This window comes from Aeromonas sp. ASNIH2, from assembly GCF_002934795.1.
In the GTDB taxonomy this organism is placed as follows: Bacteria; Pseudomonadota; Gammaproteobacteria; order Enterobacterales; family Aeromonadaceae; genus Aeromonas; species Aeromonas caviae.
Map to the genome: position 1 here is coordinate 3,257,376 of NZ_CP026406.1, position 22,846 is coordinate 3,280,221.

General features: G+C 65.2%; 20 protein-coding genes and 1 pseudogene. 18 read left to right on the plus strand and 3 right to left on the minus strand.

Going from position 1 to position 22,846, the window contains the following annotated elements; genetic code table 11:
* Position 1: 1 nt before the first annotated feature.
* The 7 genes from C3F36_RS15585 to C3F36_RS15615 all read left to right on the plus strand — a co-directional run bounded on the left by C3F36_RS15585 (position 2) and on the right by C3F36_RS15615 (position 6,853).
* Positions 2 to 1,048 (plus strand): phage integrase, encoded by a 1,047-nt coding sequence (locus tag C3F36_RS15585; protein WP_104455403.1) that lies wholly within the window; start codon positions 2 to 4, stop codon positions 1,046 to 1,048.
* Between the two features lie 109 nt (positions 1,049 to 1,157).
* The gene (gpt, locus tag C3F36_RS15590) at positions 1,158 to 1,625 is read left to right on the plus strand and encodes a xanthine phosphoribosyltransferase (protein ID WP_039040347.1); all 468 of its coding nucleotides are present in this window, start codon (positions 1,158 to 1,160) and stop codon (positions 1,623 to 1,625) included.
* Between the two features lie 174 nt (positions 1,626 to 1,799).
* Entirely contained in the window at positions 1,800 to 3,068 is a 1,269-nt protein-coding gene (gene frsA / locus C3F36_RS15595) for an esterase FrsA (RefSeq protein WP_041215706.1), read from the plus strand.
* 62 nt (positions 3,069 to 3,130) lie between these two features.
* A complete protein-coding gene (crl, locus tag C3F36_RS15600) occupies positions 3,131 to 3,523 on the plus strand; it encodes a sigma factor-binding protein Crl (protein WP_039040346.1) in 393 nt (130 codons plus the stop codon).
* Positions 3,524 to 3,668: 145 nt separating this feature from the next.
* Positions 3,669 to 4,772 carry a glutamate 5-kinase gene (gene proB, locus C3F36_RS15605; protein WP_048207022.1) on the plus strand — a complete coding sequence of 368 codons (1,104 nt, stop codon included), beginning with the start codon at positions 3,669 to 3,671 and terminating at the stop codon, positions 4,770 to 4,772.
* Positions 4,773 to 4,804: 32 nt separating this feature from the next.
* Positions 4,805 to 6,061 carry a glutamate-5-semialdehyde dehydrogenase gene (locus C3F36_RS15610; protein ID WP_262512438.1) on the plus strand — a complete coding sequence of 419 codons (1,257 nt, stop codon included), beginning with the start codon at positions 4,805 to 4,807 and terminating at the stop codon, positions 6,059 to 6,061.
* Positions 6,062 to 6,217: 156 nt separating this feature from the next.
* Positions 6,218 to 6,853: a murein L,D-transpeptidase catalytic domain family protein gene (locus C3F36_RS15615; RefSeq protein WP_104455404.1), complete on the plus strand. Its 636-nt coding sequence runs from the start codon at positions 6,218 to 6,220 to the stop codon at positions 6,851 to 6,853.
* Between the two features lie 169 nt (positions 6,854 to 7,022).
* Here the strand turns inward: C3F36_RS15615 and C3F36_RS15620 are convergent, their stop codons facing one another.
* A complete protein-coding gene (locus C3F36_RS15620; RefSeq protein ID WP_041212463.1) occupies positions 7,023 to 7,454 on the minus strand; it encodes a universal stress protein in 432 nt (143 codons plus the stop codon).
* 194 nt (positions 7,455 to 7,648) lie between these two features.
* Between C3F36_RS15620 and C3F36_RS15625 the strand changes: the two are divergent.
* Positions 7,649 to 8,381: pseudogene (locus C3F36_RS15625) on the plus strand (hypothetical protein).
* 42 nt (positions 8,382 to 8,423) lie between these two features.
* Here the strand turns inward: C3F36_RS15625 and C3F36_RS15630 are convergent.
* On the minus strand, positions 8,424 to 8,927 hold the full coding sequence (locus C3F36_RS15630; RefSeq protein ID WP_104455405.1) for an RNA methyltransferase: 504 nt from the start codon (positions 8,925 to 8,927) through the stop codon (positions 8,424 to 8,426).
* A gap of 284 nt (positions 8,928 to 9,211) precedes the next feature.
* Here C3F36_RS15630 and C3F36_RS15635 point away from each other — a divergent pair, with 284 nt between their 5' ends.
* The 10 genes from C3F36_RS15635 (at position 9,212) to C3F36_RS15680 (ending at position 21,963) form a co-directional block, all read left to right on the plus strand.
* Positions 9,212 to 11,836: a nitrate reductase gene (locus C3F36_RS15635; RefSeq protein WP_104455406.1), complete on the plus strand. Its 2,625-nt coding sequence runs from the start codon at positions 9,212 to 9,214 to the stop codon at positions 11,834 to 11,836.
* A 28-nt stretch (positions 11,837 to 11,864) separates the two neighbouring features.
* Positions 11,865 to 12,623: a uroporphyrinogen-III C-methyltransferase gene (gene cobA / locus C3F36_RS15640; RefSeq protein WP_104455407.1), complete on the plus strand. Its 759-nt coding sequence runs from the start codon at positions 11,865 to 11,867 to the stop codon at positions 12,621 to 12,623.
* 125 nt (positions 12,624 to 12,748) lie between these two features.
* On the plus strand, positions 12,749 to 13,333 hold the full coding sequence (locus C3F36_RS15645) for an ANTAR domain-containing response regulator (protein ID WP_104455408.1): 585 nt from the start codon (positions 12,749 to 12,751) through the stop codon (positions 13,331 to 13,333).
* Between the two features lie 344 nt (positions 13,334 to 13,677).
* A complete protein-coding gene (locus C3F36_RS15650; RefSeq protein ID WP_233759662.1) occupies positions 13,678 to 15,033 on the plus strand; it encodes a CmpA/NrtA family ABC transporter substrate-binding protein in 1,356 nt (451 codons plus the stop codon).
* Between the two features lie 14 nt (positions 15,034 to 15,047).
* The gene (locus tag C3F36_RS15655; protein ID WP_052815472.1) at positions 15,048 to 16,007 is read left to right on the plus strand and encodes an ABC transporter permease; all 960 of its coding nucleotides are present in this window, start codon (positions 15,048 to 15,050) and stop codon (positions 16,005 to 16,007) included.
* Between the two features lie 31 nt (positions 16,008 to 16,038).
* Positions 16,039 to 16,860, plus strand: a complete 822-nt coding sequence (locus tag C3F36_RS15660) for an ABC transporter ATP-binding protein (protein ID WP_010675449.1) — start codon at positions 16,039 to 16,041, stop codon at positions 16,858 to 16,860.
* Positions 16,861 to 16,886: 26 nt separating this feature from the next.
* Positions 16,887 to 19,469, plus strand: coding sequence for a nitrite reductase large subunit NirB (gene nirB, locus C3F36_RS15665; RefSeq protein WP_104452408.1), 2,583 nt, complete (start codon positions 16,887 to 16,889; stop codon positions 19,467 to 19,469).
* Positions 19,466 to 19,825: a nitrite reductase small subunit NirD gene (nirD, locus tag C3F36_RS15670; protein ID WP_104452409.1), complete on the plus strand. Its 360-nt coding sequence runs from the start codon at positions 19,466 to 19,468 to the stop codon at positions 19,823 to 19,825. Before nirB ends, nirD begins: the two co-directional genes overlap by 4 nt.
* Positions 19,826 to 19,969: 144 nt before the next feature.
* Positions 19,970 to 21,061 carry a PfkB family carbohydrate kinase gene (locus C3F36_RS15675; protein WP_103858113.1) on the plus strand — a complete coding sequence of 364 codons (1,092 nt, stop codon included), beginning with the start codon at positions 19,970 to 19,972 and terminating at the stop codon, positions 21,059 to 21,061.
* Positions 21,055 to 21,963: a pseudouridine-5'-phosphate glycosidase gene (locus tag C3F36_RS15680; protein ID WP_104455409.1), complete on the plus strand. Its 909-nt coding sequence runs from the start codon at positions 21,055 to 21,057 to the stop codon at positions 21,961 to 21,963. The genes C3F36_RS15675 and C3F36_RS15680 overlap by 7 nt, the downstream gene beginning before the upstream one ends.
* Before the next feature lie 73 nt (positions 21,964 to 22,036).
* On the opposite strand, the gene C3F36_RS15685 is transcribed toward C3F36_RS15680, so the two are convergent.
* Positions 22,037 to 22,762, minus strand: coding sequence for a carbonic anhydrase (locus C3F36_RS15685; RefSeq protein ID WP_104455410.1), 726 nt, complete (start codon positions 22,760 to 22,762; stop codon positions 22,037 to 22,039).
* Between the last annotated feature and the right edge of the window lie 84 nt (positions 22,763 to 22,846).

Below are 22,846 nucleotides of genomic sequence, written 5' to 3' on the forward strand. Positions count from 1 at the left end.
AATGACCGTCCGCAAGCTCGACGACGGCAAGCCCAAGCTCTGGCTTGCCGAAGTCTATCCCCAAGGCCGTGAAGGCCCCCGCAAGCGCAAGCGCTTCGCCACCAAGGGCGAGGCGCTGGCTTGGGAAAAGTGGTTGCTGGAAGAGAGCAACAGCAACCCCTGGCTCACCGCCAACAAGGTGACCGAAGACAAGCGGCGCTTGTCCGACGTCATCGACCTCTGGTTCCGTTTGCATGGGCAGACTCTGGTCTCTGGCGAACAGGTCAAGCGCAAACTCGACTTGATGGCCGAGGCGATGGGCAACCCTTACGCGGTCGATCTCAACAAGGTGCATTTCGCCACGTACCGGGAAGGGCGACTCACCGGGGCCATCATCTTCCCTGGCCGCTGCCGTGACCGGGCCGCTGGGCCCAAAACGGTGAACGACGAACAGCGCTTGCTGAATGCGGTGTTTGGGGAGCTGATCCGATTGGGGGAGTGGGTGAACCCCCACCCATTGACTGGCTTGCGCCAGGTCAAAACCCATGAATCGGAGATGACCTACCTCACGGCAGCGCAAATCGACATGCTGCTGGCCAGTTGCGCGACCTCCCGGGTGCCGGCGTTGACCACGGTGGTCAAACTCTGTCTGGCCACCGGGGCGCGTTGGTCTGAGGTGCAGGGGCTGACCAGCGCCCAGGTGAGCAAGTATCGGCTGACGTTCACCCAGACCAAGAGCAAGCGCAATCGCTCGGTCCCCATCTCGCCAGAGCTCTATGAACTGATCCCCAAACGCGGCATCCATGAAGGCAGGTTGTTCCCTCCCTGCTATGACGCATTTGAGTATGCCGCGCAAAAATCCGGGGTGAACCTGCCGGAGGGACAACTTTCTCATGTGCTCAGACATACGTTTGCCAGCCATTTTATGATGAATGGTGGTAATATCCTTGTCCTACAGCGAATCCTCGGTCACAGCACCATCACCATGACCATGAGGTACGCCCATTTTGCCCCCGAACATTTGGATGACGCGGTCAGATTAAACCCTCTGATCAGCCCTCACTCATAGGTGAAAAATGGCGGCAAAGTGGCGACAGAGCTCCGCACGGAATGCGTGATACCGCGTGATGTTGCGCGCTAACCCTTTGTTTTAACTGTAAGTCGTTGAGCCAATTACTATGCCTAAGAAATTTTATGTATCGTGGGATAACCTGCAACGCGAAGCGCGCCGTCTGGCCCGTCGTCAACTGCCTGTCAGCCAGTGGAAAGGGATCATCGCCGTCAGTCGCGGTGGTCTGGTGCCTGCGGCCCTGATGGCCCGCGAACTTGGCATTCGCAATGTCGAAACCCTCTGCATCTCCAGCTATGACCACGACAACCAGCGCGAGCTGGTGGTGGTGAAGGCTGCCACCACCGCAGGTGACGGCGAAGGCTGGCTGGTGGTGGACGATCTGGTTGACACCGGCGGCACCGCCAAGGCGATCCGCGAGCTCTACCCCAGAGCCAAATTCATCACCATCTTCGCCAAGCCCATGGGCGAACCCCTGGTGGATGACTTCGAAGTCGCCATTCCGCAGGATACCTGGATTGAACAGCCCTGGGACATGGCGCTGGAGTTCGCCAAGCCGATCTGCGACGAAGCGTAATCGCCCCACCGGTCGCGACCAGTGACTCCCCGGCATTCGGAAGCGGACTGATCCGTCGTGATGCAAGGTTGACCACATTGAGCCCCTTTTGGGGCTCAATGCGTTTCTGGTGTGGCTGCTCGATGTGAAAAGTGGTTAAGATGGGACATTGTTTGAGACAGAAGAGCCACCATTTTGGAACCAAACGACGATACCAATCTGACGGAAAAGCTGTTTACCCGGGTCAAAAAGGTATTGGAAACTTCCGAAGTCTCCAACTCGAGCCCCGTCGACGAGCAAGACAGCGCACTGTCTGACAGCTTCATCGATGGCGCCCTGTCGCCCCGCTGGTATCGCCTGCTGCGCAGACCGACCTGGGCCTGGCAGGGGGCCGATCCCGTCGAGGTGGAGCAGACCCTGGCGCACATCGCCATGGGGCAGGGGGAGCGCAGTCACGAACGCTATCTGGACACCATCAAGGGCTATGTGCCCGGCAACTGGGTCTATGAGTGGAGCCAGCTCGCCGGCCATTATTTCAATACGGGGCGGACGCTGCTGGGGGAAGGGGATCGCGCCGCGGCGCTGAAGAGCCTGCTCAAGGCAGTGCGCTACTACTCCATCGCAAGCTACCCCCACCTCAAGCACGACGAGCTGGCGGATCAGGCCCAGTTGCTCGGCAACATGGCCTATCGCGAGGCCGGACGCCTGTTCAAGGTGCCCCTCAAGGAGTTGCAGGTCCCGTTTCGGGGCAAGACCATCCAGGGCTACCTGCATCTGCCCACCACCGAGAAACCTGTGCCCCTGGTCATCGTCAGCGGTGGCATCGATTCGCTTCAGGTGGACTTCCTCAACTTCTATTTCAAGTGTCTCGAGCCCCATGGCATCGGGATGCTTTCCCTGGACATGCCGGGCACCGGCTATGCCGAGCACTGGCCCCTGGTGCAGGACACCAGCCGCCTGCACCAGGCGGTGCTCAACTACCTCTCGGAGGTGGCCTGGGTCGATCACCAGCGCATCGCCATGGTGGGGTTCCGCCTCGCCGGCAATGTGGCGGCCCGTCTCGCCTTCGTCGAGCCATTCAAGCTTAGGACCGTGGTCTGCATCGGTGCCGGCATCAACCAGGTGTTCACCAATCAGGAGATGTTCGCCCGCTGCCCGCGCATGATGCGCGACGGGCTGGCGAACCGGCTGGGGGCGGACGCGGCCCAGTGGGATCTGCTGCGCACCAAGTGTCAGGTCTTCTCCCTCAAGACCCAGGGATTGCTGGGGAGTCGCACTTCCGTGCCGATATTGAGTATCGGGCACAAGAAAGATTTTATTTGTCCCGAGCAGGATGTCCGGGCATTGGCCGCTGCGAGTCGCAACGGCAAGGCGGTGGTGTTTGACAAGCAGCCACTGCTCGAGGTCTATGACGAGGCACTGAAAGAGACGGTAGACTGGCTCAAAAAGCACTTATGTACATGATATAAAACAAAAAATGTAACATCACCATGTGATGGTATGGCTTGTTCAACAGGGAGGTTAGCATGTCAGAAAGAGTGACTTACAAGCGATTGCTGCGGCAGTTCGCGGCCATTGGCCCCTATTTGCGTGAAGACCTGTGCGAGGAGGGCCGCTACCGCTTTGACTGCCTGTCCGTCTGTGTCAGCGCCAAGCCTGCCCCGGACAAGCGGGAGTTCTGGGGCTGGTGGCTGGTACTGGAGCAGGCGGATCACAGCTTCAGCTACCACTATCAGACGGGGTTCTACAACGCGGACGGGGAGTGGATCGACAAGGCGCTGCCCAAGAAGCATCAGGCGGAAGTGGAACGCACCCTGCAACATTTCTACAAGCTCATCAGCGGCAAGCTGACCCAGCTGGAGTGCACCCTCTCCCCCGCGAAGCAGGTGACCGCCGAACTGAGCGTGACGGCAGCCTGATCCCCAAGCCCCGCATCTTCCCGGTGCGGGGTACCCCGATGCTTTGTCACCGAGCCCGCAACTGCCTGGCGAGGCTTAATTGCCTTGCAGGGCAGGAGGGCCGTGGGTATAAAGGGATTCCTTACTTTTCTAACCCTTCGTTCCCATGGAAAACAGAACCATAGTCGTCAAACTGGGCACCAGCGTGCTCACCGGGGGATCTGCCCGCCTCAACCGTGCCCACATGGTCGAGCTGGTCAGACAATGTGCCGCCTTGCATCGACACGGGCACCGTGTCGTGCTGGTCACGTCGGGGGCCATCGCCGCCGGTCGTGAGCATCTGGGCCACCCTCCGCTGGCGCCTACCCTGCCGAACAAACAGATGCTGGCGGCGGTGGGTCAGACCCAGCTCATCCGGGTATGGCAGGACCTGTTCAACCTCTACGGGCTGCACATCGGCCAGATGCTGCTGACCCGCGCCGACCTGGAAGACAGGGAGCGCTACCTCAATGCCCGCGACACCCTGCGCACCCTGCTCGATCACCGCATCATCCCCGTCATCAACGAGAACGACGCCGTGGCCACCGCCGAGATCAAGGTGGGGGACAACGACAACCTCTCCGCCCGTGCGGCCATCCTGGCGGATGCGGACTTGCTGGTCCTGCTCACGGATCAGAAGGGGCTCTTCACCGCCGACCCGCGCACCAACCCGGATGCCCAGCTCATCGAAGAGGTGCAGACCATAGACGACACTCTGCGCTCCCTCGCCGGTGACAGCGTGAGCGGCCTTGGCACCGGTGGCATGGCCACCAAGTTGCAGGCCGCCGACGTGGCACGCCGCGCCGGGGTGGACGTTGTGATTGCCACCGGCCAGATCCCGGAAGTGATCGGCCGCCTCGCCGCCGGGGAGCGGGTGGGGACCCTGTTCCCGGCCCTGGCATCCCCCCTGGAAGGGCGCAAGAGCTGGATCCTGGCAGGGCCCCCTCCTCACGGCGAAGTGCAGGTGGATCAGGGGGCCGTGGCCGCCATGCAGGAGAAGGGCTCCAGCCTGCTGCCCAAGGGCATCGTCGCAGTGAAGGGAGATTTCGTGCGTGGCGACGTGGTGCGAATCCTGGATCCCAAGGGGAGTGAGCTGGCTCGCGGCATTTGCCGTTACGACCATCTGGAGCTGGATCGGCTGCGGGGTGTCCACTCGGATCAGATTGAACAGGTATTGGGTTACGGCTATGGGGCCGTAGCCATCCACCGTGATGACATGGTGCTGCTCTGAACAGGGCGGCACCGCATGAACAAAAGGGAACTGTGATGAGTCTGGAGAAAATGGGGCAGGCGGCCCGTGAAGCCGCCTATCAACTGGCCACCGTCAGCACGGCACAGAAGAACCGGGCGCTGGCGGCCATCGCCGATGAACTGGAAGCACGCAGTGCCCAGATCCTGGCGGCCAACGAGAAAGACATTGCCGCCGGGCGCGAGGCGGGGCTCACGGAAGCCATGCTGGATCGCCTGCTGCTCAACCCGGCGCGCCTCGCCGGCATAGTGGCGGATGTGCGCAAGGTGATCACCCTGGACGATCCGGTCGGGGCCGAAATCGACAGCCGGGTGCTGGAGAATGGCCTGCGCCTCTCCCGTCGCCGGGTGCCCATCGGGGTCATCGGCGTCATCTACGAGGCGCGCCCCAATGTCACCATCGACATCGCCAGCCTCTGCCTCAAGACCGGCAACGCCAGCATTCTGCGCGGCGGTCGCGAGACCTTCCACTCCAACCTGGAGCTGGTGCGGGTGATCCAGCATGCCCTGGCAGCGTCCGGCCTGCCCGAGGCGGCGGTGCAGTACATCGACAATCCGGACAGGGCGCTGGTGGCCGAGTTGCTGCGCCTTGACCGCTACGTGGACATGATCATCCCCCGCGGCGGTGCGGGTCTTCACAAGATGTGCAAGGAGAACAGCTCCATCCCCGTCATCATCGGCGGGTTCGGTATCAGCCACATCTTCGTGGACGAGAGCGCCGATCTGGCGCGTTCCCTGGCGGTCATCGAGAACGCCAAGGTGCAGCGCCCCTCCGCCTGCAATGCCCTCGATACCCTGCTGGTACACGAGAAGGTGGCGGCCACCTTGCTGCCGCAACTGGTGGCTCTGATGAACGAGCGCAAGGTGACCCTGGTGGGCGCGCCCAATGCCATGGCGCTGCTGGCTGGCAGCGACAACCTGTGCGACGCGGGGCCGGAAGATTTCGACACCGAGTGGCTGGGGCTGACCCTGGGGGTCAAGGTGGTGGCGGACGTCAACGAGGCGCTCGCCCATATGCGCGAGCACAACGCCGGCCACTCCGATGCCATCCTGACCAACTCCCTCGCCAATGCCGAGCGTTTCGTCAACGGGGCCGGTTCGGCGGCGGTCTATGTCAACGCCTCCACCCGCTTCACCGACGGTGGCCAGTTTGGCCTCGGGGCCGAGGTGGCGGTCTCGACCCAGATGCTTCACGCCCGTGGCCCCATGGGGCTGACCGAACTCACCAGCTACAAGTGGGTGGGGCAGGCGGATTATCTCAGCCGTGCCTGATCCAGGCACGCTGAGCAAGCAGGACAATGCCGACTCAGGTCGGCATTTTTGTGCTTTTTTATTGCTCGCAATCAATGGCTTGCATATAACTATCCAGCAGGATGCGGTGTCACCCGGGGCATCAGGCCAGCGACAGCAAGGGGAGCAACTTCAAGGATGAAGGGACAGGATAGGAGTGCGTGGTGGGGCAGCCTCTGGCTGAGCCTGCCACTGCTGCTGGGGGCGCTCTGTTTCAGCGGCGCCAGCCACGCCAGCAGGGACCAGGATCTCTATCGTCAGCTCGGCCTGGCCGGCAAGCTCGACAGCCGCGTGTTTCGCAAGGCCCTGGACGGTTACCAGAGCGTGCGCCACAAGCGAAAACCCATTCTCACCATCATCGACTACAGCAAGCCCTCGACCATGCGCCGGCTGTTCGTCATCGACGTCAAGCGCCACAAGCTGCTCTACCACACCTGGGTCAGCCACGGCCGCAATTCGGGGGAGCTGGCCGCCCGCCAGTTCTCCAATCAGATGAATTCCCGGCAAAGTTCCCTGGGGGTCTACCGCACCGCCGAGACCTATCAGGGCAAGCACGGTTACTCCCTGCGTCTCGACGGCCTCAGTCCCGGCAAGAACAGCAATGCCCGCAAGCGCGCCATCGTGGTGCACGGGGCGGACTACGCCAGCCCCAGGCATCTGCAGAAGTTTGACAAGCTGGGGCGCAGCTGGGGATGCCCGGCCCTGCCAAGGGAGCAGTCCAGGGCCATCATCGACACCATCAAGGGAGGGAGCGTCATCTATGCCCATGGCTGAGACCTTGCCCGTGAGCCTGCTGCGAGGGCGTCACCAGGACTGGTGGGCGGCGCTCTACCTTGCCGACGACCTCACGTTATCCCTCGTGCACCGGTTCTGAGATGAGTATCCCATGGCAATGAACAGCAAAAAGGCCAGCATATGCTGGCCTTGGCGCATCAGGCGGGGATTATTTGCGGACCACCAGCACAGGGCAGGGAGCGTGGCGCACCACGGATTCCGCCACGCTGCCCACCAGCAGGTGGGTGATGCCGGAGCGGCCATGGCTGCCCATGACCACGAGATCCACCTTGTCTTCCTTCGCCTGGAGGACGATTTCATCGGCGGCGCGGCCAAAACGGACCTCGAACTTGGCCGGAATGGGCAGGCAGGCGACCAGTTCCTTGAGCTGACTCTTGGCCTGGCGTTCCATCTCGTGGGTGATCTCGATGGCCGTCATGTGCAGGATCTTGTAGCTGTCGAAGCCGTGCAGCTGATCCACCACGTGGACCAGTTTGAGCTCGGCCTGGTGGGTGTTGGCCATGAAGACGGCGTAGTCGAGTACCGCTCTGGACATCTCGGAGAAATCGACGGGGCAGAGCAGGGATTTGATGGTTGGCATGAGAATCTCCCCTCAAGTTGGGCTACTAATGAATCTTGTTTGCCATGATACGCTGTGGGGCGACAATAACCCTCGACCCGCTCGCAAAATGGGGAAAATGTCGGCCGGGACTCTGTTTTTCTATGCTATCTGTATGCCTGAACGGGCCGTCCGGCGGTGAGCATCTGCCGAGTGCCATATCACTGAGGATATTCATGGTTCGTCTTTTTCTGTTCTGTTGCCTGCTGATCACCTCGTTCGTGCGGGCAGACACCATACACGTCTATTGCGACGACTGGCCCGGCTTCTGTCACCGGGACGGCAAGGGGGTCTATCTGGATGTGGTTCGAGCCATCTATGAACCCCTGGGGCACGAGGTGAAGCTTCACATGGTGCCTTACAAACGGGCACTGGCGGTGGTGTCGCAAAAGGAGGGGGACATGGTGATGGGGGTCTATCGGGGAGAAGTGCCCGGGGTCCATCAGCCCGACTACCCCGACTCGGCGGACTACGTGAGCGTGGTGATGCAAAAGCGCTGGCTGCCGCACTGGGCAGGGGAGCACAGCCTCAAGGAGCTGGCTGAGGGGGTGGGCCTTTGACAAGTTCATCCCGGAGCCGATGCGCTGGTTCGAGATAGACAGCCACGAGATGGCGCTGCAATTGCTGCTCAAGGGGCGTTACCGTTACTACCTGCCCGACGGCGCCCTCTACCCCGAAGGCTCCCTTCCCCCCGAGCTGGTACAGGTATTCCTGCGCTGGATCCCGACCTACCCCATCTTCGCCGATACCCCGAAGGGCAGGCAGTTGCACGGGCTCTGGGATTCCGGCATGCGCACACTGATAAGGCAGGGCAAGCTGGCGGAGATCTATCGGCAGAACAAGCTCTACGACTACTACCAGGACTTTCTCAGGGAACAGGTGGTGCGGGCGAACAAGCCACAGCCCTAGCTGTTGGGCCTGATGCCGTCATCGGGCCCCTCTTGTCCTGCCTCAGCCTTTGGCTCTGAGCGTCTTGGCCAACCTGTCATAGAGGATGACGTTGACCGAGGCGGCCAGGTTCATGCAACCCTGAGTCGGCACATAGATGACCTCCTTCACCGCCGCGAAGCGGGCGGGTTCCAGGGTGCCATCCTCCGGGCCGAAGATGTAGAAGGCTCTCTCGGGGTGCACGTAATCCGGCAGGGGCGTGGCCCCCTCGATCAAATCCACCAGCACAGGGGTGCAGCCCTCGGGCACGAAGTCCAGCAGCTCCTCGACCCCGAGCAGGGGGATCTTCTCCACCATCTGCTTGGTGTCGGTCACAAAGCGGCGTGCCAGCTCGAAGCGCTGCCCCGTGTAGTAGACCTCGTCCGCCCCGTAGCAGCCGGCGGCCCGCATCACGGCGCCCACGTTCTCCGGGGATTTGGGATTGACCAACCCGATGGCGCAATAGTCCCCTCTCTCCCGGGCATCTGCCCGGTGCTGCCCGGCAGCGCCTTCATCTGACACTTTCATCTCTCTCTCCTGTGTGGCGGCGCATTATACCCCCGGTGGGCCCCTTGCCCAGCGTGCGGGGCGGATTCCCGCAAGGCGGGCCCAACAAGGGGGCGGCTGCACCGTGGTGGCGCAGCCCGACACCCTGATGCGCAATGGCGGCGCCCCTTGCATCCTGGCGCGGGGTTTGCAGTCACCTCCCCATACAAGACGATGAGGCATCCGGACAAAGGCGTCCGTCCCCGCAGGGGGGCGGACGCTTTTTTTATGGGCCCCTCGTCAGACACATGACAAGGAGCAAGGGAATGAAGACCACCTGTGCCTATTGCGGAGTGGGGTGCGGCATCCGGCTGAGCCGGGAGGGCGACAACTGGCAGTTGCAGGGGGATGAGCAGCATCCGGCCAATGGCGGCGCCCTGTGCGTCAAGGGAGCCAGCCTGCTGGAGAGCCTGGCCTTTCCCGATCGCCTGCTCTATCCGCGCTGGATGGGGCAGCGCATCGGCTGGGAGGAGGCCCTGGACACCCTGGCGGAGCGTTTTGCCGCCATCCTGGCCGAGTCCGGGCCGGATGCCATCGGCATCTATCTGTCGGGCCAGCTGACCACCGAGGATTACTACGTCGCCAACAAGCTGATGAAGGGGTACCTGGGCAGTGCCAACGTGGACACCAACTCCCGGCTCTGCATGTCGTCGGCGGTGGTGGCCCACCAGCGCGCCTTCGGGGAGGATCTGGTGCCCGCCTGCTACGAGGATCTCGAGCTCGCCGATCTGGTGGTGCTCACCGGTGCCAACACCGCCTGGACCCATCCCGTGCTGTTTCGCCGCCTGCAGCAGGCCAGGGCGCGGCGCCCCGAGCTCAGGCTGGTGGTGCTGGATCCCCGCCGCACCATGACGGCGGAGCAGGGGGATCTGCATCTGGCACTCAAACCCGGCAGCGACGTGACGCTCTGGAACGGCCTGTGCCGCTACCTGCTCGATGTAGATGGCTGGGACAAGGCCTATGTGGCGCAGCACGTGAGCGGCTTCGAGGCGTTGGCGGGGGCGCTGGACGATCCGGCCTGGCAGTTGGACGAGGTGGCCCGCAGCTGCGGCCTCTCCCGCAGCGATCTGCTCGGTTTCTACCAGCTCTTTGCCCGCACCCCCAAGACCGTCACCCTGTTCTGCCAGGGGATCAACCAGTCCAACCAGGGGGTGGACAAGGCCAACGCCATCATCAACGCCCACCTGATGTGCGGTCGCATCGGCAAGCCGGGGGCGGCTCCCTTCTCCATGACGGGGCAACCCAACGCCATGGGAGGGCGTGAGGTGGGGGGGCTCGCGACCCAGCTCGCCGCCCACATGGGCTTTGGCGAGGCCGAGTGCGATCGGGTACAGCGCTTCTGGGGAAGCCCGACCATGGTGCGCGGGCCGGGGCACAAGGCCGTCGAGCTCTTCGAGGCGGTGCACCGGGGGGAGATCCGCGCGCTCTGGGTGCTCGGCACCAACCCGGCGGTCTCCCTGCCGGACGGCAACCGGGTGCGCGAGGCCCTGAGCCGCTGCGAGCTGCTGGTGGTCTCCGAGGTGACGGCCAACACCGACACGGCGCGCCTCGCCCACCTGCTGTTGCCTGCCGCCGCCTGGGGAGAGAAGAGCGGGACCGTCACCAACTCCGAGCGCACCATCAGCCGCCAGCGCGCCTTCCTGCCCCTGCCGGGGGAGGCCTGGCCCGACTGGTGGGCCCTGACCCGGCTCGCCCGTCGGCTCGGCTTTGGCGAGGGGTTCGCCTATGAGCACGAGCACGAGATCTTCTGCGAGCATGCAGCCCTCTCCGGGTTTGAGAACGACGGATCCCGCCAGTTCGACATCTCCGGGCTGGCGGGTCTCACCCGTGCCGAATTCGAGGCGTTGGAACCCCTGCGCTGGCCCGTCAACGCTGACTGGCCCCGTGGACGAGATCGCCTGTTCGAGGATGGGCGCTTTGCCACCCCGGATGGCCGGGCCCGCCTGCTGCCCCTGGCCCAGCGCTTCCCCGAGCAGCCAGAAACGCCCCTGCTTGCAGGGGCTGTCTCCCTGCTCCTCAACAGTGGCCGCCTGCGGGATCAGTGGCACACCATGACCCGCACCGGCCACGTGCCCCGGTTGCAGGAGGCCGAGCCCTGGCCCAGGGTACGAATGGGAGCCGCCAGCCTGCTGGCGCTTGGCGTGAAGGAGGGGGACCTGGTGCGCCTTTGCAACGGGCTTGGGGAGGCGCTGCTGCTGGTGGGGCTGGATGAGGGGCTCAGGGAGGGGGAGGCCTTCCTGCCCATGCACTGGACCGACAGCCAGTGCAGCCAGGGGGCGGTCAACCGCCTCATCGCCCCCGTGGTGGATCCCCTTTCCGGCCAGCCGATGTTCAAACAGGGGCGGGTGCAGGCCAGGGCGCAGCTCACCCGCTGGCAAGGGCTCTGGTGTGGCCGGGGTGAGTGGCGCGAGCCGGTGGACTGGTGGGCCAGGCGCCCCCTGCCCGAGGGTAACTGCACCCTGCTGGCCTCCTGGTCAGAGAGCACAGAGAGCCTGTGGCAACGGCTGGGGGCCGAGGGGCACTGGTTCAGGCTGCCCATGAAGGAGGGGTGGCTGGCCGTGGCCCTGGCAGGGGATCGCATCGAGGGCATCTTGCTGGTGGGGGGGCGGCGCCCGGACATCAAGGTCGACCTGCTGGCCAGTCTGCTCGGCACGCCGCTCCAGGCGGGGGCCCTGAGCCAGACCCTGAGCCAGGCCCTGGCCGGGGAGAGCCGGCTGGTCTGCTCCTGCCTGCGGGTCTCGGAGCAGCGCATCGTCGATGCTATCACCCGGCAGGGGGTGAGCGAGCTGGCGGGGCTGCAGGCCCTGCTCGGCTGTGGCAGCAACTGCGGCACCTGTCTGCCCGAAATCGACAAGCTGTTGATCAAACATGTTTTCCTGGCATCCGCTTAGTGCGGTGCCAGGACACAAGGAGCCTGAGATGAGCCAAATCAGTCTGGTGGGAGCGGGCCCCGGGCCCCTCGAATTGTTGACCCTGCGCGCCCTGCACCGTCTGGAGGCGGCAGAGGTCGTGGTCTATGACCGCCTGGTGGGGAGCGAGATCCTGGCCCGCATTCCCCACGGGGCGGCCCGCTTCGACGTGGGCAAGCGCTGCGGTGAGCCGAGCCCGACCCAGGAGGAGATCAACGCCCTGCTGCTGGCCCTGGCCCGCACGGGCAAGCGGGTGGTGCGCCTCAAGGGAGGGGATCCCCTGGTGTTCGGGCGCGGCGGCGAGGAGGCGCTGCACCTGGCCCGGCACGGCATCGCCGCCGAGCTGGTGCCGGGGATCACGGCGGCCCTGGGGTGCGCCGCCAGCAGCTTCATTCCCCTGACCCACAGGGGGCTGGCCCGCTCTCTGACCCTGGTGACGGGGCACCTGATGGACGAGCGCGACTATCAGGGCTGGCAGGGGCTGACCCGGGCGGGCCACACCCTGGTGTTCTACATGGGGCTGGAGCGGGCGGCCCGCATTCGGGAAGGGATGTTGAGGGCGGGGGCCCCGGGCGCGCTGCCGGTGGCCCTGGTGGTGGCTGGCTGCAGCCCCCGCCAGCAGGTGCACGAGGCCACGCTCGATGGCCTGGAGCAGGCCGCCCGTGCCCTGCTGGGCCAGAGCCCGGTGCTGATCATCATGGGGGAGGTGGTGCGGCTGCGCGCCGAGCTGCAGGGGCTGCTGACGGAGGCCCTGGAACGGGTCGCCTGAGGGGCGATTTTCCCTCTACCCCCACTACCTCCTGATAGATAAAAAGGAGGTAGATTCAAAGAGTTGGCCTTCATGTTGCGGTATTTTCGCCAGACAGAACGCGATCGTCGCCGGCAAGGAGCGCCATGACTACTTTTTCCACCCGGGGCCAGGACGGCCCCGCTTCCCGGCTGTTGATCCACGCCGATGACCCGGGCCAGGCGAACCGCCTGGCCCTGCTGGTCAGTCACTACGGCCATCAGCCCGAGATCCTCGATACCCGCCAGTTGCTGACTCCGACGCAGAGGGGGGATGCCCTGCTCGTCAGTTGCCGCCAGTTCAGCGCCGAGGTACGCCTTGGCCTCTCCCTTTGGCCCGACATGCCGCGCCTCTTGTTCTGCGAGCGGCTGGGGGGCGATACCCAGCTCGCCCTGTTGCAGCAGGGGGTGTTGCTGGTGCCCCACCCTTGCGGCGAGCGTGAGCCGGTGGAGCAGTGGCTGCGCCTGGCCCGCAGTCAGCTCGCCATGGTGCAGGCCCTGATGCAGACCGAGAGCGAGCTGCGCCAGAAGCTGGAGGATAGGCGGCTCATCGAGCAGGCCAAGGGACGCCTGATGCGCCATCAGGGGCTGGACGAGGACGAGGCCTATCGCCTGATGCGCAGCACCGCCATGAGCCGTCACCTGAGCCTGGGGGAGCTGGCGCGGCAACTGCTGCAGGCTTTGCCCGCCTGAGCGCTCCCGTGGCCAACCGTTTTGGTGCAACTGCGCCTAATTGAGGCAAATTTGAGGGAGGATCAGGGCACCACAGGCCGCAAAGGGCCGCCTGATGCACCCTGGACGAGCTGGCACGGAAAGTGAATAACAAAAACACGATAGCAATGAAGTAACGATGCGCAGTGAGGGGCCGGTCAGGTCACTCACCCGCAACAGGGCAAAGAAGCCCCGCCGATCCCGGATCGGCGGGGCTTTTTTTTGGTCGCGACGCACCTTGGGTCGCAGCGCTGCAACGAGGTGGCACTGCGATTCCAGGCAGCCTGGCGCCATGGCCCTGACCCGGAACCGAGGGAGGAGATGCAATGAACGGACGACAAGGATGTGCGGGGCTGCTGCTGGCGGCGTTGTCGCTGCCGGTGCTGGCACTGGGAGCCCCGGAGCAGGAGGAGCTCAGGCTCGGCTTCATCAAGCTGACCGACATGGCGCCGCTGGCGGTGGCCTACGAGCGTGGCTATTTCGAGGATGAGGGACTCTACGTCACCCTCGAAGCCCAGGCGAACTGGAAGATCCTGCTGGATCGGGTGATAGACGGCGAGCTGGACGGTGCCCAGATGCTGGCGGGCCAGCCCCTGGCGGCCCACATCGGCATCGGCACCCAGGCCGAGCTGGTGACGGCGTTTGCCATGGATCTCAACGGCAACGCCATCACGGTGGCCAACAGCGTCTGGGCCGCCATGGCGCCCCAGTTGCCCAGGCCGCAGGCGGGCCAGGTGCCGCCCCCGGTGAGCGCCGCCGCCCTCAAGCCCGTGGTGGCGGAGTATCGCCAGGGGGGTAAGCCCTTCAACATGGGGATGGTCTTCCCCGTCTCCCCCCACAACTACGAGCTGAGGTACTGGCTGGCGGCAGGTGGTCTGCACCCCGGTTTCTATGCACCCCGGCTCGGCGACAACTCGGGCCAGCGCCAGGCGGACGTGCTGCTGTCGGTGACGCCGCCGCCCCAGATGCCCGCCACCCTGGAGGCGGGCACCATCGCTGGCTACAGCGTGGGGGAGCCCTGGAACCAGCAGGCGGTCGCCAGGGGCATAGGGGTGCCCGTCATCACGGATAACGAGATCTGGCGCAACAACCCGGAGAAGGTGTTCGGCGTCACCCGGCAGTGGGCCGAGCGTCACCCCAACACCCATGTGCGGCTGGTGAAGGCGCTGCTGCGGGCGGCCTGGTGGCTGGATGCAGACGACAACGGCAACCGGCGCGCGGCGGCCAAGCTGCTGGCCAGACCCGAGTACGTGGGGGCGGACGAGCAGGTGATCGCCAGCTCCATGACGGGCACCTTCGAGTACGCCAGGGGGGACAAGCGCCAGGTGCCGGATTTCAACGTCTTCTTCCGCCACCACGCCACCTATCCCTACTACTCCGACGCCATCTGGTATCTGACCCAGATGCGGCGCTGGGGCCAGATCCCCGAGGCCAGACCGGACGCCTGGTTCGAGCAGGTGGCCAAGGCCGTCTATCAACCGGACGTCTATCGCCAGGCCGCCGAGGCGCTGATCGCCGAGGGCAAGCTCAAGGCCAGTGACTTCCCCGACTTTGCCAGCGAGCAGGGCTATCGCGGCCCCCAGGATGGCTTCATCGACGGCCTCATCTACGACGGCCGCCACCCCAACGCCTACCTGCAACAGTTCGCCATCGGCCTCAAGGGCGATGAGCGGGTGCAATGAGCAAGGAGATCCCGATGAAACGACACACATGGCCCCTCATCCATTTAAAAGCCATCAACTGGAAAATCATGGTGCAGCCCCTGCTCGGCGTGCTGCTCTTCCTCGGCCTCTGGCAGTGGGGGGCGAGCCAGGTGCAGACCAGTCTGGGCACCCTGCCGGGGCCGCTCGCCACCGCCAGCCAGCTCTGGTCCCTCGGGCAGGAGCATCTGCAGGAGCGGGAGAAGGCGGCGGCCTTCCTCGAACGACAGCAGGTGCGCAATGCGGCAAGGCTGGCGGCGGATCCGGCGGCCGAGGTGAAGCTGCGTCCCTACACAGGACGCCCCACCTTCTTCGATCAGATAGCCACCAGCCTGCTCACCGTGCTGTGCGGCTTCGCGCTGGCGACCCTGATCGCCATTCCGTGCGGGGTGCTGCTCGGCATGAATCAGGGGCTCTATCGCGCCGCCAACCCGGTGATCCAGCTGCTCAAGCCGGTGTCGCCGCTGGCCTGGCTGCCCCTCATCACCCTGGTGGTGAGCGCCCTCTACGCCAATCCCGCCCCCTGGCTTGCCAAGTCCTTCCTCACCTCGGCCCTGACGGTGACTCTCTGCTCCCTCTGGCCGACCCTGATCAACACGGCTGTGGGGGTGGCGGGGCTGGATGGGGATCTGCACAACGTCAGCCGGGTGCTGCGCCTCTCCTTTGTGACCCACGTGCGGCGCATCGTGCTGCCCGGGGCCCTGCCCATGATCTTCACCGGGCTGCGGCTCTCCCTGGGGGTGGCCTGGATGGTGCTGATCGCGGCGGAGATGCTGGCCCAGAACCCGGGGCTCGGCAAGTTCGTGTGGGACGAGTTCCAGAGCGGTGGCTCGGCCTCCCTGGCCCGCATCATGGTGGCGGTGATCACCATAGGCCTCATCGGCTGCGCCCTGGACAGGGGCATGCTGGCCCTGCAGCAGTGGTTGTCCTGGGACAAGCGCCAGGTGCTGCGTTAATCACATTTCTATTCAGGCAGGAGAAGAGCCAATGAAGAGTTATCTGGAGATAAGCGACGTCGGCATCTCGTTCGAGACGGAGCAGGGCAGCTTCGAGGCCTTGAGCCGGGTCAACCTGCGCATCGAGAAGGGGGAGTTCGTCTCCCTCATCGGTCACTCGGGCTGCGGCAAGAGCACGGTGCTCAACCTGGTGGCCGGGCTGCTGGAGCCGACCCTGGGGGGCATCATTCTCGATGGTCGCGAGGTGGCGGGCCCGGGGCCCGAGCGCGCTATGGTGTTCCAGAACCACGCCCTGCTGCCCTGGCTCAGCGTCCAGCAGAACGTGGCGCTGGCGGTGGCCCAGGTGGAGTCTGACAAGCGGGCGGTGGCGGAGCGGGTGGACTACTACCTCTCCCTGGTGCAGATGGATCACGCCAGCCAGAAGATGCCCCACGAGCTGTCGGGGGGGATGAAGCAGCGGGTCGGCATCGCCCGCGCCCTCTCGCTCTCCCCCAAGGTGCTGCTGATGGACGAGCCGTTCGGCGCCCTCGATGCTCTGACCCGGGCCCATCTGCAGGACGCGCTGATGGCGATCCAGGCGGAGCTTGGCAACACCGTCATCATGATCACCCACGACGTGGACGAGGCGGTGCTGCTCTCCGATCGCATCGTCATGATGACCAATGGCCCCAGCGCCACTGTCGGGGAGATCCTGACAGTCGACCTGCCAAGGCCCAGAGACAGGGTCGCCCTGGCGGACGATCCCCACTACCACAAGCTGCGCCAGCAGGTGCTGCGCTTCCTCTACGAGAAGCAACGCAAGGTGACCCCCCTCAAGGCAGCCGGGCAGGTGCGCAGCAAGCTGCGCGCCTGAGCCCGCCGGATTCAAGGAAGAGAGACATGACTGACAAAGAGCAACAGTGGGTGGCAGAGGACGGCATGGGCCTGCTCGGTCGCCAGAACAGTGGTTCCGCCGACACGGCCGACAAGCAACGGCTGCTGGTGGTGGGTAACGGCATGGTGGGCCATCACTTCGTCGAACAGCTGGTGGCGGCGGGCGGCCTCGAGCGGTTTGAGGTGACGGTGTTTGGCGCCGAGCCTGACCCCGCCTACGACAGGGTGCATCTGTCCGAGGTATTCGGCGGCAAGGCGCCCCAGGCCCTGCGCATGGCGGATCCCGCCTGGTATGAGGAGAGCGGCATTGCGCTGCGACTGGGGGCCGAGGTGGAGGTGCTCGACCGGGCGGCCCGCACCCTGACGCTGGCCAACGGCGAGCAGTTCCCTTACGACCGTCTGGTGCTGGCGACCGGCTCGGTCCCCTTCGTGCCCCCCATCCCCGGTCATCAGCGAGAGGGGTGCTTCGTCTACCGTACCCTGGGAGATCTCGCCGCCATCCGCGATGCCTGCGCCCAGGCCCGCAGCGGCGTGGTCATCGGTGGCGGCCTGCTGGGGCTGGAGGCGGCCAACGCCCTGCGCTTGCTCGGCCTCAAGACCCAGGTGGTGGAGTTCGCCCCCAGGCTGATGCCGGTGCAGCTCGACGAGAGCGGCGGCGCCGTGCTGCGGGACAAGATCCAGGCCCTCGGGGTCGAGGTGCTGGTGGAGAAAGCCACCGAGTGCATCGAGCAGGGGGAGCAGGCCCGTCATCGCCTGCGTTTCAAGGACGGTTCCCACATTGAGACCGACGTGCTGCTGTTCTCGGCGGGGATCCGCCCCGCCGACACCCTGGCCCGGCAATCCGGGCTGGAGGTCGGGGAGCGCGGCGGCATCTGCATCGACGACGGCTGCCACAGTTCGGATCCCGCCATCCTCGCCATCGGCGAGTGCGCGCTCTGGCAGGGGCGCATCTTCGGCCTGGTGGCTCCCGGCTACCAGATGGCCCGGGCCGCAGTGGCCAGTCTGTGCGGCGGCGAGACCCGCTTTATCGGGGCCGACATGTCCACCAAGCTCAAGCTGATGGGGGTGGACGTGGGCTCCATCGGCGATGCCCACGCCAACACCGCCGGCGCCCAGGAGTTGCTGCTGCTGGACAGGGTCAACGGCATCTACAAGAAGCTGGTGACCGACGGCGAGGGCAATCGCCTGCTCGGCGCCATCCTGGTGGGGGACGGGGCCGATTATGAGCGGCTGCTGCAGTACTACCAGAACGGGGTGGCGCTGCCCCAGCCGCCGCTCTCCCTGCTGGTGGGGGAGGCAGGGGCCGCTCCCGCGCCCCTGGTGCTGCCGGACAGCGCCATCCTCTGCTCCTGCCACAACGTCAGCAAGGGGGACGTGGTAGCCGCCGTTCGGGCGGGCAATCACGAGCTGTCGGCGGTGAAGAGCTGCACCAAGGCCGGCACGGGTTGCGGCGGTTGCAGCAACCTGCTCAAGCAGGTAGTGGATCAGACCCTGGCAGACCTTGGCGTCGAGGCGGACAAGGGGTTGTGCGAGCACTTCGCCTACGGCCGTCAGGAGCTCTATCACCTGGCCCGGGTGGGCGAGCTGAAGAGCTTCGAGGCGCTGCGGGACAAGCACGGCCAGGGGCTGGGGTGCGACATCTGCAAGCCGACGGTGGCCTCCATCCTGGCGTCCCTCTGGAACGAGCACGTGCTGGAGAAGCCCCACCGCGCCCTGCAGGACACCAACGACGCCTTCCTTGCGAACCTGCAAAAGGACGGCACCTATTCGGTGGTGCCGCGCATCCCGGGGGGGGAGATCACCCCGGAGGGGCTCATCACCATCGGCGAAGTGGCGCGCAAGTACGGCCTCTACACCAAGATCACCGGCGGCCAGCGCATCGATCTCTTCGGCGCCCGGGTCGACCAGCTGCCCGCCATCTGGGGTGAGCTGGTGGCGGCGGGCTTCGAGACCGGTCAGGCCTACGGCAAGTCGGTGCGCACCGTGAAGTCCTGCGTGGGCTCCACCTGGTGTCGTTACGGGGTACAGGACTCCATGACCCTGACCCAGACCCTGGAGCACCGCTACAAGGGACTGCGGGCGCCACACAAGCTGAAGTTTGCGGTCTCCGGCTGCACCCGGGAGTGCGCCGAGGCCCAGAGCAAGGACATCGGCGTCATCGCCACCGAGCGGGGCTGGAACCTCTATGTGTGTGGTAACGGCGGCATGCGGCCGCGCCACGCCGACCTCTTTGCCACGGATCTCGACGAGCAGACCCTGATCCGCTACATCGACCGGCTGCTGATGTTCTATGTGCGCACCGGGGACAGACTGCAACGTACCTCGGTCTGGATGGAGAACATGGAAGGGGGGCTCGACTACCTAAAGTCGGTGATCATCGAGGACAGGCTCGGCATCGGTGCCGAGCTGGAGGCCATGATGGAGGGGATAGTCGGCACCTGGCAGTGCGAGTGGAAGAGCACATTGGCGGATCCGGACAAGCTCAAGCTGTTCGAGGCCTTCGTCAACCGGCCCGAGGACGAGACGCCGCCGCGCCGTGAGGAGCGGGGGCAATGGGTGCCGGATATCGCTATCAAGGAGGTGGTATGAGCGACATAAAAGAAGAGACCTTACAGTCAGAACTTGGAGCCTGGCATAGGGTATGCGAGCTGGCGGCGCTGCCGGAGCAGGCCGGGCGCAGCGCCTGGCTGGAGGGGCGGGTGCTGGCGCTGTTTCGCCTCGGGGAGCATGTCTATGCCCTGGACGGGGTGGATCCCCTGGCCGGCGTGGCGGTGCTGGGGCGTGGTCTGGTGGGGGATGCCGGTGGGGAGCCCGTGGTCGCCTCACCCCTTTACAAGCAGCGCTACGCCCTGATGGACGGTCGCTGTCTGGACGATCCTGCCCTGAGCGTCGCCTGCTGGCCGGTGCGACTGGAGGGGAGCGAGGTCTGGGTACAGCTGGGGTGAGTGGCTCCATATGAAAACCGTTTTTCTATCACCGGGCTTGCCCGGTGATTTTTTGTGCGCGACCCGACATTTCTTGCACGAGAGGATGGCGGGAAAACGTTTTTCGGAAATAATGGACAAACGTTTGCAACTGGATGTTTGTCTATGACGGAACGTGAACAAGAGATCCTCGCCCTGCTGCGCCAGGATCCCATGATTGCCCAGCAGGAGCTGGCGGACAGGCTCGGCATCAGCCGCTCCGCGCTGGCGAGCCACATCTCCAGCCTGATGCGCCAGGGCTATGTGCAGGGGCGCGGCTATGTGCTGCGCGAAGGCCCCTACGCCGTGGTGATAGGCGGCGCCAACATGGATATCTGCGGCTGCAGCCACGACAACCTGCGCATCGGGGATTCCAACCCGGGCCGGGTACGCACCTCCGCCGGTGGGGTAGGGCGCAACATCGCCGAGAACCTGGCGCGCCTTGGTACCGACACCCGGCTGTTGACTGCGGTGGGCAACGATCAATACGGCCACCACCTGCTGGAGGTGAGCCAGCGCGCCGGGGTCGACGTGCGCCAGGTACTGGTACTGGAGGGTCAATCGACCTCCTGCTACCTCAGCCTGCACGATGGCAGCGGCGAGATGAGCTGCGCCGTCAACGACATGGGGATCATCGAGCAGCTCACCCCGGCCCGGCTTGCCCCCTTGAGCGGCTTCCTCGGCGCGGCCCGGCTCTGGGTGCTGGACACCAACCTCGCCACCCACACCCTGGACTGGCTGTTCGAGCGCCAGGGGGAGCACATCATCTTCGTGGACACCGTCTCTGTGGCCAAGGTGGAGAAGATCCGCCCCTGGCTGCACCGCATCCACACCCTGAAACCGAACCGCACGGAAGCCGAGCAACTGTGTGGCTTCACCATCGCCGGGCCCGACACCTGGCCCATGGCGGCGGCCTGGTTCCACCGCGCTGGGGTGCAGCGGCTCTTCCTGAGCCTCGGCGATCAGGGGATCTTCTATAGCGACGGGGCGTGCCAGGGCCATCTGCCCGTGCTCGGCAGCCCGGTCGTCAACGTGACCGGCGGCGGCGATGCCTTCATGGCAGGGCTGGCCCACGCCTGGTTGCAGGAGCAGGACATCGTCGAGACGACCCGGTTCGCCCTCGGCTGCGCCGCCCTCACCGTCAATTGTTCCGATACCGTCTTTTCCGGCCTATCCAAGGCCGCCGTTGAACGCATGCTGGAGGAGTACCCATGTTGAACGCTTACCTCGATATCCAACCGGTCGTCGCCGAAGCTCTTGCCGCCGGCAAACCCGTCGTTGCCCTGGAGTCCACCATCATCTCCCACGGCATGCCCTATCCGCAGAACGTGGAGACGGCGCGCCAGGTGGAGCAGGTGGTGCGGGACAACGGCGCCGTGCCGGCCACCATCGCCATCATCGACGGCCGCCTCAAGGTGGGCCTGGATGCGGGGGCCCTGGAGGCGCTGGGCAAGGCCGGCCACGCCGCCATCAAGTGCAGCCGCCGTGACATCCCCTTCGTGCTGGCGAACAAGGGGATGGGGGCCACCACGGTGGCCTCCACCATGATAGTGGCCGCCATGGCCGGGATCCGGGTGTTTGCCACCGGCGGCATCGGCGGCGTGCATCGCGGCGCCCAGGAGACCTTCGACATCTCGGCTGACCTGCAGGAATTTGCCCAGACCCCGGTGGCCGTGGTCTGCGCCGGTGCCAAGTCGATCCTCGACATCGGCCTGACCCTGGAGTACCTGGAGACCCAGGGGGTGCCGGTCATCGGCTACCAGACCGAGGAGCTGCCCGCCTTCTATACCCGGGAGAGCGGCTTCAAGGTGGATTACCGCCTCGACACCCCGGCGGCGATCGCCGAGGCGCTGCGCCTGAAGTGGGAGCTGGGGCTGGCGGGAGGTGCCGTGGTGGCCAACCCGATCCCGGCCCAGTTTGCGATGCCGAAGGCGGACATCGACGCGGCCATCAAGCAGGCGCTGCGGGAAGCGGACGAGCAGGGGGTCAAGGGCAAGGAATCCACCCCCTTCCTGCTGGCCCGGGTGTGCGAGCTGACCGGCGGCAACTCCCTGGCGGCCAACATTCAGCTGGTGCTGAACAACGCCGCGCTGGGGGCGCGCATCGCTGCCAGTCTGTAAACACCTTTGCGAAAGATGCAAAAGAGGGCCGGCAGGCCCTCTTTTTATTGCGTTAATCGGTGAAGTGACCCCCTTATTCCAGCACCAGTCGCCCGTTGAGAGGCTGGACGGGGCGGTTGTTGGGGTGGTGCATCACCGCCTTGAAGGCATCGATCTGGGCCTGACTGACCTGCACCGGCTCCTTCATCACCAGCCAGCGCACCCCTTCCGAGCAGGGCGGGGTGGTCAGTGACCCGCTGAAGCGGTAGTAGTCCCGCTTGGCGGGCAGCAGTGCCTCTGCCGAGACCCCTTCCTTGAGCTCGTGACTCTCCCCCGCCTTGGCTGGCAGCGCCTGCCAGGCCTGGCTCAGGGCGGCATTGGCCCGGCCCGGTTCGAACATCACGGCGACCACCGCCAGCTCCCCCTTGGCGTTGGCGTGGACCAGGTGACCCTCCAGGGGGTAGGACCTGCCTTCGATGAGGTTTTCGCTGGGGGCGTGGAAGTGGAACTGCTTGAGCTCGAAGCGCATGCCGTCGAGCTCAAGGGTGCTGCCGGGGGCATAGTTGACCTGCACCGTGTGGCCGTTGTTGACCAGCGTCTTGCCACCCGCCTGATAGTGGAACTGCAGGGGGGCCAGATCGGCCTTCACCAGACCCGAGAGGTTGACCGGCGACTGGTTGCTGCCGGCACACTGGCCATATTCCGGGGTCAGGCTGGCCCATTTCGCCGGGCCGGCCTCGCCGCTGTATTCCCAGTGTGTGGTGGCGGCAAAGGCGGCAGGGCAGAGCAGCAGGGCGCCAGCCAGCAGGGACTTTTTCATCATGCATCCTTATCCTGATTGAAAAGCACGGCCATTCCTGGCCTTCCGGCAGGAAGGCCTCGTCAATGGCATCGTTGGAAACGC

Bases quoted from the DNA above. Each gene is read 5' to 3' on its own strand.
- nirB (WP_104452408.1), top strand. From the start codon at position 16,887: ATGACTGACAAAGAGCAACAGTGGGTGGCAGAGGACGGCATGGGCCTG.
- crl (WP_039040346.1), top strand. From the start codon at position 3,131: ATGTCAGAAAGAGTGACTTACAAGCGATTGCTGCGGCAGTTCGCGGCC.
- cobA (WP_104455407.1), top strand. From the start codon at position 11,865: ATGAGCCAAATCAGTCTGGTGGGAGCGGGCCCCGGGCCCCTCGAATTG.
- proB (WP_048207022.1), top strand. From the start codon at position 3,669: ATGGAAAACAGAACCATAGTCGTCAAACTGGGCACCAGCGTGCTCACC.
- nirD (WP_104452409.1), top strand. From the start codon at position 19,466: ATGAGCGACATAAAAGAAGAGACCTTACAGTCAGAACTTGGAGCCTGG.
- C3F36_RS15635 (WP_104455406.1), top strand. From the start codon at position 9,212: ATGAAGACCACCTGTGCCTATTGCGGAGTGGGGTGCGGCATCCGGCTG.
- C3F36_RS15680 (WP_104455409.1), top strand. From the start codon at position 21,055: ATGTTGAACGCTTACCTCGATATCCAACCGGTCGTCGCCGAAGCTCTT.
- C3F36_RS15585 (WP_104455403.1), top strand. From the start codon at position 2: ATGACCGTCCGCAAGCTCGACGACGGCAAGCCCAAGCTCTGGCTTGCC.
- C3F36_RS15615 (WP_104455404.1), top strand. From the start codon at position 6,218: ATGAAGGGACAGGATAGGAGTGCGTGGTGGGGCAGCCTCTGGCTGAGC.
- C3F36_RS15660 (WP_010675449.1), top strand. From the start codon at position 16,039: ATGAAGAGTTATCTGGAGATAAGCGACGTCGGCATCTCGTTCGAGACG.
- C3F36_RS15655 (WP_052815472.1), top strand. From the start codon at position 15,048: ATGAAACGACACACATGGCCCCTCATCCATTTAAAAGCCATCAACTGG.
- C3F36_RS15645 (WP_104455408.1), top strand. From the start codon at position 12,749: ATGACTACTTTTTCCACCCGGGGCCAGGACGGCCCCGCTTCCCGGCTG.
- C3F36_RS15675 (WP_103858113.1), top strand. From the start codon at position 19,970: ATGACGGAACGTGAACAAGAGATCCTCGCCCTGCTGCGCCAGGATCCC.
- gpt (WP_039040347.1), top strand. From the start codon at position 1,158: ATGCCTAAGAAATTTTATGTATCGTGGGATAACCTGCAACGCGAAGCG.
- C3F36_RS15650 (WP_233759662.1), top strand. From the start codon at position 13,678: ATGAACGGACGACAAGGATGTGCGGGGCTGCTGCTGGCGGCGTTGTCG.
- C3F36_RS15685 (WP_104455410.1), bottom strand. From the start codon at position 22,762: ATGAAAAAGTCCCTGCTGGCTGGCGCCCTGCTGCTCTGCCCTGCCGCC.
- C3F36_RS15630 (WP_104455405.1), bottom strand. From the start codon at position 8,927: ATGAAAGTGTCAGATGAAGGCGCTGCCGGGCAGCACCGGGCAGATGCC.
- C3F36_RS15620 (WP_041212463.1), bottom strand. From the start codon at position 7,454: ATGCCAACCATCAAATCCCTGCTCTGCCCCGTCGATTTCTCCGAGATG.